Source organism: Desulfovibrio cuneatus DSM 11391, from assembly GCF_000430005.1.
In the GTDB taxonomy this organism is placed as follows: Bacteria; Desulfobacterota; Desulfovibrionia; order Desulfovibrionales; family Desulfovibrionaceae; genus Frigididesulfovibrio; species Frigididesulfovibrio cuneatus.
Genome location: NZ_AUCY01000010.1, coordinates 23,200 through 35,948, shown reverse-complemented (window position 1 = coordinate 35,948; position 12,749 = coordinate 23,200). Strand labels below are relative to the sequence as shown.

Here is a 12,749-nt window from a genome sequence, read left to right as displayed (position 1 = left end):
GACTCTTGGTATGGCGTATTTGCTTCTTGTGGGAGCCATTTTGTGCGAGGTAGCTGCCACGCTTTCCTTGCGCCTGTGTGAAGGCTTTACCCGCCTTGGCCCCAGCCTTGTGGTGGTGGCCGGCTACTCCCTGGCTTTTTACCTGCTTTCCTTTGCCCTGAAGATGATTCCCGTGGGCATTGCCTATGCTATTTGGTCTGGCATTGGCATGGTGGTTATTGCAGTGTTTGGCTGGGTAGTGTTTAAACAAATACTCGATATCCCTGCTATTATTGGTCTTGCGCTTATTCTGGCGGGTGTGCTGGTTATTAACCTGTTCTCCAAGACCATCAGCACATAGGGAAGCGTTGAGTTATTCCGATTGGCTGCATTATTTTACTGAACGCCAAGAGCGGGGCAGGGCATTTTTTCTGCCTTGCCCCGCTCTGTTGTTTGGCGGAATTGGTATTGCCGCCTTCTTTAAAAAGGAATGCCCATGGTCATGGAGCCAAAGTTTTGCCCGTCTTTCTGCCCATAAAATTCTTTGGTGCGGTAAACGTGGTTGTAAGCAAAACGCATGCCTTCATAAATAACAGCCATGCCCAAGTTCAGGTCGCTCACCAGGGGGCGTTTGTCTATGCTGTGGCTGTTTTTCCAGGTGTTGCCGTCCAGAAAAATATTGTGGGCCACGGCCTTGCCTTCCGAGCCACCAAACATATACCAGCCCCAAGTGGGGGCCCCTGCCACCTTGGGGGTAAGCAGGCCTGTGGTGGGCGCGTCAATGCCGGAACCGGGGCGAATTTGCGAGGTGGCAAAACTGCCGGGAAGGTTCCAGCCCCAGCGCAGTTCGGTGCCCAGGGCAGCCTGCGTCAGCACGTTACCTGCTGTAAGGCTGTGGTAGGGAAGTATGTCCCAGGCCCAGCCCGTGTTCACAGCTTCCGTGTTCAGGCGGTAGTTACGGGTCCAGGTAGCCATAAGGGTGGGTTCGTCGCGTAGCTGGTGCTTCCAGCCGTTGGCAAGGGGCAGGTCGCGCACGCGGTGCACGCCATTTTGGGCTGTTTTTCCCAAAGCGCTGGGGCCTACCATACCAAAGGCCAGTTCTGCCGTGTCCATCATGTGTTGCTGCTTGGCGTGTAGGGCCACAAGTCCGTACATATACCCGGCATAGGGCCTGTCATTTTCTTGCAGTTCCCGTGAATCTGTATTCTTGGGCGTATAAATTTGTTGCCCAAACCCCAAGGAAACGTTGTATTGCAGGGTTTTGTCCTGCATAAGTTCGGCCTGTTTCAGTAGGTCATCTACAGCGTCTCCAAAAATCTTGTTGTCTGCCAGGGAACGCAAGGGCGGGGAAATGGCCCGAACCTGCACGGCGTTGGTATAGTATTTGTCTGTGTTGTAAAAAAGGTCATTTTCAAAGTACACAACCACAGTGGCAATGGAAGGGCCGCTTTCGGCCGGGGGAGTATTTTGTTCATGGGGGAACCCCGGGGCATTCTGGCTTTGGGTGGCATTGTGCGTATGCATACTTTGGTAGGCTTCAGGTGTGTGCGTTGCCCCGGTTGTTGGGGCAGGGGTGGCCTTGGCGGCAAAAGCCGGCCAAATGGCAACGCAGCATAGTAATGTACCCAAATATAGGCGTATAGTGTTCAGTGGGTTCATGCAGTTATCCTTAGGGCAAACAGGCTGGCCAGTGTACGCCCTGAACACCAGCCCAATCGTCATCTAGCATACAACGGTGTGCCTGAGACATACTCTTTCTGCATGGTTTGGGCAACTCCTTTTCCTGTAAGGAAAACACGTTCGTGGCGGGGCATATTGCTTTTGTGTATGCGGACTGTATTGCATCGAATACAACTCTATACGTTGCATGCGGTTGTGTGTTGTTTTTTGTGTTGTATTTTTGCATCAGTATTTGTTTTGTACTTGTCTTCTATGGTTCTGTTTTACTTAGACAATATTCAATTTTGTTTATCTGTGCAGTGAATTTGTCGTGTTATTGTGGTCATAACATGTACAAAAAAATATTGACTGCTTTTAAAAAAATGTTATGGTTCTATGAAGTCGAAAAATTCATTGCAGGTTTCTTCTCATAAAAGCGATTTTGCTTTTTGGCCTGCGGTAGGTACTTTAATGGGAGGCACCCAGATGGCTACACAACGTATTGCAGCACCTTCTACTTCACAAAAAAATATCTCTATTCCCGTTGTTCCGGAGCAAACCCTTGAGTTTGCCTTTGACTTGCGCACGGCAAATTTTGAACGGCCTGTTGCCAACAACGGGAAGTTAAGCCCTGACCTTGTTATTCTGCTGGACGATGGGGCCAGGGTAGAGCTGAAAAACTTCTTTGTGGTTGAAGAGGAGGGCAGTGCGTTGCCTACCCTGCAGCTAGAAGATGGAACACAGGTGGCCAGTGCAGACTTTCTGGCTGCTATGGACCCTTCCCTTGATGTTTCCACCGCTGCCGGGCCTGATGCCACTACAAATAGTAGCGGGTTGAATGAAATGGCCTCAGTGGATGCCATGAGCGTTACCGGCGTAGACAAGCTGGGCACCCTCGGTTCTGACCAGTTTTCCAATGCCCAGCGTACAAGTGGAGATGTTCTTTCTACGCCTTCCCTGCAGGCAGCGGCAACAGCAGGTGCTGCCACTTCCCCGGCGGCTCCCTTTACTCCCCCTGCGCCTCCTGTAGACCCTGTAGACCCTGTAGACCCTGTAGACCCTGTAGACCCTGTAGACCCAGTTGACCCTGTGGCTGGAATTACCCGGCCCACGCAATTTGCCCGTGCGGCCCTGCTGGAAGCAGACGGTGTGGACAATCCGGTGGTTTCCGTGAACCTTGGGCAAGCCTTTGGCATTACCCAACCTGCTGGCATTACCGTGTTTTCCCCGGAAAACAGCAACTACACATGGCAGTATGACCCCAAAACAGGGGTTATTGAATTTTCCCTGAAAGATCCCGCTGCCGGGGTGGGCACGCTGGAAAACTTCACCGTTATTATTGGCGACAAAAGCTATGTGGTGCAGGTTACTTCTACACCGGATGAATTGAAAGACGCCGAATGGCGCGATGTGACCCCTGCTGATATCGTATGGGGTGAAGGTGTTGTTTGGGAAGAAGCCCCTGCCCAGAACCCTACCTATACACAAAACGTATGGGCTGGTGTTATTCATGAACATATGACTGGCAGTGCCGAAGCGGGTGCCGTACTTACCCATGTGGCCGAAGCTGACACCGCCGAACTCGGCAAAATTCATTTGCAACTGACAGACAGTTCCCTGCTGGCCCAAGGGGCCGATGCTGCCACTAACACCCTGAACCTTGACCTTGGCAACCTGCTGAATGGTGGTTCCCTTGCTATAAGCAATGAAGACAAGGGGCTATTCACCGTGTTCCACGGTGCCCCGATTACTGAACAAAATTATTGGGGTAGCTACGACCAGAGTGAATTGAAGTATGAAGCCACTGTGATGACAGCCATGGGGGCCTCCGGCAAGGACGCAACCAATACCCTTACCGTGGCAGAAGGCGGCGGCGATGTTCTGCTGCACGCCGGGGGCAACGTGGCCCCAGCGCTGAGCGGTGATAACGCAGGCTATGTCAGCGGCACCTATGCCGGGCAAGGGGCTACCAATACTGTTACTGCCGATAATATTACCGTTTCCGCTGCTGCCGCAGGCGCAGGTGCCGGGGCAACTGCCACAGTGACTGGTGTGCGCAGCGACGGGGCAGCGACAAGCTATGACCCTAACTCCTGGCCTAACTTGACGGTGGAGAAAAATTCCCAAACCACACTGACGGCGAAAGAAAATGTGAACGTGAGCGTGGATGTTGCCGGAGATACTGCAACAGACCATTCAGGCAATGCCTATGCCGCTGTGGCTGCCACGGAACGTGGGCATGTGGACATAGAGGCTGGCAGCAACATTACCATTACCACCACCAACAGCACCACGGGCGATAATTTGAACACGGCAGGGGTGTATGGCATCTACTCCGGCTATGGCCTGGGTGCCAACGACCTGCCCAATTTTTCGAACCTGAATAAGTTTGAGCGCGGGGACTATATTAACGGGTTGGCAGACCAGTTCCGCAACGATACCGTTGACGAAAACGGGCCATATGACCCTGTCACCTGGCAGCCTGCTCCTGGCTATGACCAAAGCATCGTGAATGTAGATGCAGCAGGTGATGTTGCCGTGAACGTGAACCTGGATGGTCAAGCCGGTCAGGAATATGCCGGTGAAGCCGCAGGTATTAAACTGTTTTTTGGTGATGTGAATATTACCTCTGGTGGTAATGTTTCGGTAAGCACAGTCAAAGAATCTGGTGCTTCTACCGGTAACATTTCTGCTGTGGAAGTGGGTTTTGGTAAACTGAATGTGAAGGCAGAAGGGGATATTGACCTGAGTGTAAGGGCCAATGGTGAAAATCTTTCTGTTATCAACTTTAACCCATTGAGCAAGCCATACAGCATGGATAAGGCTCGGTTCAGCACCATGATTGGGGAAAACATTACCCTGAAAGGTGAAGCAGGTATGGATGCCACTGTGGCAAACAACGAGATTACCGGTATTCGGGTTAATGATTTGAGCAAAACCCAGTTCGCCATGACTGCGGATGAAAAAATATCCATTGATGTGACTGCCCACCACAACGGCGGGGTAACAGCAGCCACTGGTATTGCCGCAGTTTCCCATGAATTTTTTGATTCTACCAATGGGTCAATGTCTAACTATAATTATAACATGGTGTTGCGCATGGACGCGCCAGAGGTGGAAATTGCCGCCAAAGTGGAAAGCACCCCGGAAATGGCCCAGCAGGGTACAAGCACAGCTACAGCCATTTCAGCCGAGGGTGGTGCTTCTATCAAGATTATTGGAGACGCCCCGGCACGAGCACATACTTTGTATAGTAAAAACATGGGTGATTATTATGCTCCAGAGTCCATAGAGTCGCTCAAACTTTCTGCCCAGGGTGCAGGAACCAATACTGGCATACAGGCCGTTGGGCATAATTTGCTTGACGAAACTGGCAACCAGGTTTCCCGCGAATCGCGCGTGGATATTTGGGCGAAAAATATGGAGATTGAAGCAAAAGGCGATGCCACCAACCCCAATTCTGCCAGTTACGGCATAATGGCTTCTTCCATAATTGACCCCAACTATAGTTCGGGCAGTTGGAAGGGCGGCGTTGTTTCACTTAATACCTCCGACCTGACCATTTCTGTGGATGACCCCAATAGCAGTGTGGGCATACATGCAGATAATTACGGCCTGGTGAAAATAGAATCCACCAGAACGCCGGAATATGATGCGGATGGCTACCAGCAGGGAAGTACTACCAATGCCATGACAGTGGTGATTAACTGCACCATTACCAATGGGGCGGAACAGTTGCGCGGCATTGCCATTGAAGCGTTGAAAGGTGGGAATGTTGTTATTCAAAGCAATGAAGGACAGGCGAATGTATACTCCAGTGGTTCTTCTTTGGGCAAAAAATTTGGCGATAGCATTGTCCTGAATGGGGACGTGCATGTAGGCGACCTGAATTGGGTGTATGACCCTTCTGTTGGTACCTACACCTCTCCCTCGCATGTTACGTTGAACACGGGACAAGGGGCAGATACCATTACCATTGATGGAGCCGTTACCTTGGGTAAAGGTGGCATCTTCACTATTTACGGTGGGGGTGGGGACGACTCTGTCACCATTGAGCATGGTCTTTCTTCCAGGGGAGGAGATATCGACTCTCCGGTATATAGCAACTTTGAAATTCACACAGACAAGGCTGGCTATGACTATAGCTATGAGTCCAATTCTTTTAGCAACGGTTATAACCGTGTAGAGGATCATTTTGGGAACGATTCCCTGGTTATTAACGGTGGCATTGACGTGAAACTTGGCGGACAGGTCAACATTACTACCGGGTGGGGGAGTGACATGATTTCCATTTCCGGTGGTATTGAAACCGGAAAATACGCAAGTGGGGTAAATATTGACGCAGGTTCCGACAATGATGCCATTATGCTCAACGGAAAAATGCAGCCCTACCTTGCTGGTGGCTACAACAACATCAATATTGATGGTGGCGAAGGGCACGACCTGCTTATTCTGAAAGCGCCGGATGCCGCCACCTTCCAGGAATGGTACAAAGATTGGCTGAGCCATGAAGGCACCATGGAAAAACTGCACTGCGAAGGCATGATTGTGCAGGGTGTAGATAACCCCAATGACGTTTCCTGGCTGACAGACCTGCTGCACCAGCGAGGCGGCATGGACGTGCAGTTCTTCGGTTCTGATGTAGACCTGACCATGGTGAATGATGCTTCGGTTATTACCGACTCCTTTGCCCTGGACGGGACACGCCACGCCAACGACGTGCTGTACGTGCGCTTTGATGGTGATACAGACCCACTGCATTCCCTGGCAAGCGCTGTGGACAACGGGTATGTGAAAGGCATTGAAAACGTGCTGCTGGATATGGCAGACGGCAATGACGAGAGCATCAACCTGGATGGCTTGAACTCGTTCATCGGTTCCCTGCGCGAAGGCGGCCATGACGGCACCAACGTTATCCTGCGCGCAGACAATAACGATACCCTGAACCTGGAAAACTCGGGCTGGTCTGCCACAGAGCAAACCGAAAATATTAACGGGGTGGACTACACCGTGTACCAGAATGAAAATTCTGAACTGCACAACCTGTATGTGCAGTTGGTAACGTCCTCTTCATAATCGCAACAGCTTCAACACACACAGTGTAAATATGTGCCCCGCACCCTTTGCAAAGAGGCTGCGGGGCATGTTGCATTTTGTGGTAAAATGATTTTGGCCTCTTGCGCCTTTTTCTGGTGAACGGTAGCATGGGGCCTTCCCAAGTTCTTTTTATTCCGCTCAGCCATGTGAAAGGAGTGCTATGCAACACATTGAAACTGAAGTGGCCAGGCTGCTTTCCCTGCTGCTTGGTCAGGCTGTTGTGCCGGAAAGCAATATGTGCATGGCAACCTGCCCTGCCTGGGATTCCATGAAACACATTGAAATTATTATGACCCTGGAAGAGCATTTTCAGGTTTCGTTTGCCCCGCAGGATATTCCCGCCCTTACCACGCAAGCCCTGTTGGTGGCAAAATTGCAAGAGCTGGCCCATGCATAATCTGAAGCTGCACCACATTGGCGTTGCTACCCGCAGCATTGCCAAGGAATTGCCTGTGTTTGAGGCCCTTGGCTATAAAAAATGTTCCCAAGCCTTTGTTGACCCAGGCCAAAAAATACGGGGGGTGTTCATAGCAGCCCCAAACCAGCCACTGCTTGAGTTGCTGGAAAATACGGAAAGCACCGGCCCACTGGATTCCTGCCTGAAGAATGGGATTAAGTTTTACCATTTTTCCTACGTTGTGGATTCCATAGAGCCTGTACTGGAAACCTTTGTGCGCGAACAGCGAGCAAGGGTAGTGGTGCCTGTAACCGCTGCCGTGTACTTTCAGCGCATCTGTTTTGTGATGCTGCCCAACATGATGCTTGTTGAACTGGTGGAATGTGCCGCAGGTGAGCCTGTCGTTCCGTTACAGATATAGTTTTTCCAAGGGAATAGGGTGATTCATGGCACAGTTTATTCTTGAAAATGTACGCCTTGCTGGGTGTTCCCTTGTGCTGGGTGAAAATATACATACCATTGAAAATGAGCCGCAGTATTACGGGCATGATACGGCCCAGCTTGCCCGGCTGCAAAAAATGATTGGTTTTGGCACGCGCTATACCGCAAGCGAAGGCACCACTACCTGCGATTTATGCGGGCAGGCTGCCACCCGCTTGCTGCATGCCCTGGGGCTGGGGCCTGCCCAAATTGGCGCCATTATTTCCGTTACCCAAACGCCTGATTACCGCATGCCCGGCAACGCCCATGTGCTGCATGCCCGGCTGGGGCTTGGCAAGGAAGCGCTGGCCCTTGATGTGGAAATGGGGTGTTCCGGCTTTGTGTATGGTTTGTGGCTTGCAGGCATGGTGGCGGCTGGCGGGGCAAAACGGGTTTTGCTGGTGGCAGGCGACACCTTAAGCAAGCAGGCCAACCCGCAAGACCGCACCCTGGCCCCCCTGTTTGGCGATGCAGGCAGCGCCGCCATTGTGGAATATGCCCCAGGTGCCCCCAAAATGCACTTCATCCTTCAGGCTGAGGGCGCCCAGTTGGAAACCATGTATGTTCCGGCAGGGGGCAGCCGCACCCCTTCCACCCCGCAAACCCGGCAGGCTATAACAGGGGAAGACGGCAATGCCCGTTCTCTGGAAGATATAGTCATGGACGGCTTTGGCATTTTCAAGTTCACCATGACAGAACAGCCCTTGCTGCTGCATAATATTCTGGAATTTTCCGGCAAAACCCAAGCAGACATTGACTATTTCCTGCTGCACCAGGCCAACAGGTATATTGTGGAAACCATTACCCAAAAGGCAGGCATTCCCGCTGCCAAGGTGCCTTCCGACCTGTTCCCCCGGTATGGCAACCAGAATTCTGCCTCCATTCCCGGTGTGCTTTGCGGGGCACTGGCAGAAGCCCTGCAAGGAAAAACCGTGCAGGCTGTTATGCAGGGATTTGGTATTGGCCTTTCCTGGGGTGCTTGCCAACTGGCCCTGGACAATGTGGTGTGCTTGCCGCCGCAGGTGTTCACCCGCACAAAGGAATAATGCACCATGAATGTGCTGTTTCAGGAACCTCTTCGGCGTGAGCTCTTGCTGGCCCTGCCCCCGGTGCAAGCAGAGCGCACCCTTGCCGTTGCTGTTCACCGTAACCATTCCTTTGAACTGGTGGCTTCCGTACTCAACGCCTTTCTTGGTCTTTCACGGGTGCAGGCCGATTTTTTATACAGTGAGTATGACGACAGCCTGAATGCCGCGGTTCTGCCCAACAAGGTAGACATGCACCTGGTGTGGTTGGATGCCACTCGCTATACCACCCCCAATTTCCCGGCATGGCTTGCCAGCCGTATTACCGCCCTGAAGGAAGCCTGCCCTGCGCCTGTGCTGGTGGCCTGTTGTGGCCTGCCAGCGGCCAATGCTGGTGCCCCGTTGCCCGCCTTGCCAGATGTGCTGTACATGGAATGCGATGCCCTGCTGGCACCCCTTGGGGAAAAAGCCTTTGATGCCCGCCTTGAACCCTTTACCGGCACGCGCCTTTCCAATGCCGCCTGCTTGGCTTTGGCGCGGGAACTGGGCACGCACTGTATTCCTGCTCTGCTTTTCCCACCTTTAAAGGCCCTGGTTTTGGACTTGGACAATACCCTGCATGCAGGGGTGCTGGGGGAAGACGGCATACAGGGGGTGCAGCCCCACATTGCGCTGCAAACCTTTGTGGCAGAATTGGCGCGCAAGGGCTTTTTGCTCGCCTTGGCTTCAAAAAATGAAGAAGAGGACGTGAAGGCCCTGTTTGCCGCCCGCAAAGATTACCCCCTGCGCTGGGAAGATTTTGCGGTGCACAGGGTGAACTGGCAGCCTAAGGCAGACAATATTCAGAGCATTGCCACTGCCATGAACATTGGGCTGGATGCCATGCTGTTTGTGGACGACAACCCTGGTGAACGCCTGCATGTGGCCCGAACCTTGCCTGCCGTGCGCGTGCTTGCGGCGGACTCCCCGGAAGAAACCCTTGCGGGCCTGCGTTATTACCCTGGTCTGCGTAAAACCACCGTGCTTGCGGAAGATGCCCTGCGCAGCGCCGACATTCAGGCCAACGCCCAGCGCAGCCGCATGCAGCAGAGCCTTTCAGCCGAGGAATACCTGCGTGAGCTGGGCATTACCCTGCACCTTGAAGCAAACCCAGCGCACCATGCAGCCCGCATTGGGGAGTTGCTGCACAAAACAAACCAGTTCATTCTGGCCTATGCCCGGCCCAGCCAGGCAGCAGTGGCTGCCTCCCTTGCCGGGGGGCAATGCTGCGCCATTACGGCTTCCATGAAGGATACCCTTTCCGACAGCGGCCTTATTGCGGTATTACTGGCGCGCAAGGCAGATAATGCCCTGTGCCTTGATGAAGTGGTGGTGAGTTGCCGGGCGCTTGGCCGGGGCATTGAAGACGGTATGCTCAAGCACATGTTGGCTCTTGCAGGGGAACGCCTGCACGCTGGCCCGGCGGTGCACATTCTCTACCGCACAGGCCCGCGTAATGCACCGGGCCTTGCCTGGCTGCAAGCCCTGGCCCCGGCCCCGTTGCAAGAACAGGGCACCGTTGTGCTGCCTGCCCTGCCTGCTGCGGCCCTGCCCGGAGTAACGGTGCAGGTGGAAACAAGTATTATTTAATTTTATTGATTTTTACTTGGGGAGGCTTTGCCTCCCCAAACCCATCACTTTCTCCGCTCGGGCTTTGTAGAGATGTACGGGCAGCATAGCTGCCCGTACCCGCCGCTCTCGCTCCACGGCTCGCTCTCGCTCCACGGCTCGCTCTCGCTCCACGGCTCGCTCCGCTCGCGACTGCCGTCAGTTTTAGGGACATGATGCCCTTGGATCCCGCATCAGCGATTACTTTCCCGCTTTGCGGAAAAGTAATCGCAAATGGGGGTCAAGGGGCGTCACGTCCCTTGCAGGGGGGTAGGGGGACAGCGTCCCCCTAATTCTTTGCCAGCAGCTCTTCGATGTACGCCGCAAGGCTGGCAATGCTGGCAAAGGGTGTATCTTCACGGGCAAAGGCATCTTCGCCCATAAGCATAATGTTTTTGCCTGTTTTTGCTTTAAGCAGTTCATCTACGTTATCCAGAAAAATCATGGCATCCAGTGAATCCAGCACGCCTTCCCGGCCTAAAAGCTGCAAGGAAGGGCTGAATGGATGGACCACTGTGGCCCCTTTTTGGGTTATGTCCAGAGCTTCCTGTAAAAGAGCGTAGATATCATTTTGTGTGAGCATGGTGTTCTCCTGTACTTGTGTTGCGGCGTTGGCATGAGCGTGCTGTTCTTTGTGTATGGGGGCCTGCCCCTTTATGGAAAATTTGTTATAGCTCTTTGGCAGAAAACACAAAATACTCCTCAGGCTTGTCGTGGCCCATAATGTACATGGGGCGGTAAACTCTATTGCCACCTATTTCGGTTTTATACAGCGAGGTTTTGTTCACTTCCTTGAACCCCTGTGCCGCTGCCAGCAGTCGTACCTTGTGGTTGCTGCCCACCACGTGGTTGTAAATGCGGGTTATTTTAAGGGTGTCCTTCACCCAGGCAAACAGTGTTTCACACGCGGCAGCACCAAGGCCCTTCACCGCGTCCGGGCGCATGACCAGGCCGTCAATAACGCATTCATGCTTTTGGAAGGCAAAGTCGTTTACCCCCACGTGGCCCATTATTGCATCACCATACATGACAAGAAACAGAATAAAGTCGCGGGTTTTGTGGGCATACTGGGTCAGGGCTTCTGTCATGGATTCGTTGGTTATGGGGAAATCGCTGAGAAAGGCCTGGGGGTTGTCTGCCCGCAATGTTTTGAACAGGGCAAGCACTTCCGGCTTTTCAATGTCGCTTTTGGTAACAGCCCGCAGGGCGCAGGCTTTTCCATCATGCTCAAAGGGCAAGGAAAGCCCGGCGGTTTTTCCCTTGTGGAACAGGGCAAGCACCTCTGCCTTGTAGTGCAGCCAGCCCGTGGGCTGCACGTTGGCAACGGGGGCTGTTTTGTTTGCCAGTAAATATTTGATAACCCCGCAAATGTATTCCACCTCTTCTTCCGTGCGGTTGTGCCCGCAGGGCAGCACAATACCCCGCAACGCCACGCTGTAGGCCACGGGGTTGTCTGCCTTGGTAAACATGGGCATGGAAGAAAGGGGGTAAAACACCGGGCGGCACGTAACGCCGCTCATGCCAAGGCGCTTCATGAAGTCGTGGCGCACCATGCTGGCATCGTCAAAAAACAGGGTGGTCATCCAGAAGCTGTTTTTGCTGTCCGGGCGCTGGGCGTTCAGGCGAATGCCGGGCACGCCCCGCAAGCGCTCATGGTACCAGCCAAAAATTTGCCGCTTTTTTGCCATAAGGTCACCCAACCGTTCCAACTGGGCGGAAACCATGGCAGCCTGCAAGTTGGACATGGTGTAGTTATAGCCAATGGCGTCGTAAAGGAACGGGTTATTTTCGTTGCGACCCTGTGAACCCAGCTTCATGGCCCGCCTGAACAGTTCTTTGTCGGATGAAAGCAGAATGCCGCCTTCCCCTGCCACCACAGCCTTTGTGCCGTTAAAGCTGAACACGGAAAAATGTCCGAAGGAACCCACGCGCCGCCCCCGGTACTGGCTGCCCAGGCCATGGGTGGCGTTTTCAATAACAAACAACTTGTGCTGCTGGGCCAGGGTGAGCAGGGCCTGCATGTCGCACGGTTGCCCGTACATGTGCACAGGCACCATGGCCTTGGTGCGGGGGGTAATGTTGGCAGCGGCGGAAGCCGGGCTAAGGCACAGGGTGTGCGGGTCTACATCGCAAAACACGGGCGTTGCCCCGGTGTATACAACGCAGGCAGCAACAGACATATCGGCAATTTCCGGCACCAGCACTTCGTCGCCAGGGCCAACCCCCAGCGCCAGCAGGGCAAGGTGCATGGCCCCGGTGCAACTGGAAGTGGGGAAGGCATACTTGTGCCCGGAATAGCCAATCATCTGCTGCTGGAAAATACGAATATAGCTGGCGCAATTCATGTTCCAGCCCGTGCCGGCGGCGTCGGCAACGCACTCAATTTCCCTGTGGGTTATGGAAGGGCCGGAAAGCAGAATGGGGTCAACAGGCAGGTATGGGGCTGGGGGCATGGTGGTGTCCTT

The 12,749-nt window shown here is 53.5% G+C and carries 9 protein-coding genes; 6 read left to right on the top strand and 3 right to left on the bottom strand.

Annotated elements, in window-relative coordinates; translation table 11 throughout:
* Nucleotides 1-10: 10 nt before the first annotated feature.
* Nucleotides 11-340 (top strand): DMT family transporter, encoded by a 330-nt coding sequence (locus G497_RS0101055; RefSeq protein WP_027186755.1) that lies wholly within the window; start codon nt 11-13, stop codon nt 338-340.
* 119 nt (nt 341-459) lie between these two features.
* On the opposite strand, the gene G497_RS16065 is transcribed toward G497_RS0101055, so the two are convergent.
* A complete protein-coding gene (locus G497_RS16065) occupies nt 460-1,638 on the bottom strand; it encodes a lipid A deacylase LpxR family protein (protein WP_051257701.1) in 1,179 nt (392 codons plus the stop codon).
* A gap of 486 nt (nt 1,639-2,124) precedes the next feature.
* On the opposite strand from G497_RS16065, the gene G497_RS0101045 reads away from it, so the two are divergent.
* From G497_RS0101045 to G497_RS16055, 5 genes are all read left to right on the top strand, one after another.
* Nucleotides 2,125-6,714, top strand: a complete 4,590-nt coding sequence (locus G497_RS0101045) for a hypothetical protein (protein WP_027186754.1) — start codon at nt 2,125-2,127, stop codon at nt 6,712-6,714.
* 181 nt (nt 6,715-6,895) lie between these two features.
* The gene (locus G497_RS0101040) at nt 6,896-7,132 is read left to right on the top strand and encodes an acyl carrier protein (RefSeq protein ID WP_051257700.1); all 237 of its coding nucleotides are present in this window, start codon (nt 6,896-6,898) and stop codon (nt 7,130-7,132) included.
* Nucleotides 7,125-7,553, top strand: coding sequence for a VOC family protein (locus tag G497_RS16060; RefSeq protein ID WP_051257699.1), 429 nt, complete (start codon nt 7,125-7,127; stop codon nt 7,551-7,553). Before G497_RS0101040 ends, G497_RS16060 begins: the two co-directional genes overlap by 8 nt.
* 25 nt (nt 7,554-7,578) lie before the next feature.
* Nucleotides 7,579-8,658 carry a 3-oxoacyl-ACP synthase III family protein gene (locus tag G497_RS0101030; protein ID WP_027186752.1) on the top strand — a complete coding sequence of 360 codons (1,080 nt, stop codon included), beginning with the start codon at nt 7,579-7,581 and terminating at the stop codon, nt 8,656-8,658.
* Nucleotides 8,659-8,664: 6 nt separating this feature from the next.
* Nucleotides 8,665-10,266, top strand: coding sequence for an HAD-IIIC family phosphatase (locus G497_RS16055; protein ID WP_051257698.1), 1,602 nt, complete (start codon nt 8,665-8,667; stop codon nt 10,264-10,266).
* A 307-nt stretch (nt 10,267-10,573) separates the two neighbouring features.
* Here G497_RS16055 and G497_RS0101020 read toward each other — a convergent pair whose 3' ends face one another.
* Nucleotides 10,574-10,867 (bottom strand): hypothetical protein, encoded by a 294-nt coding sequence (locus G497_RS0101020; RefSeq protein WP_156907866.1) that lies wholly within the window; start codon nt 10,865-10,867, stop codon nt 10,574-10,576.
* A gap of 85 nt (nt 10,868-10,952) precedes the next feature.
* Nucleotides 10,953-12,737, bottom strand: coding sequence for a GNAT family N-acetyltransferase (locus tag G497_RS18790; protein WP_051257697.1), 1,785 nt, complete (start codon nt 12,735-12,737; stop codon nt 10,953-10,955).
* Nucleotides 12,738-12,749 lie beyond the last annotated feature (12 nt).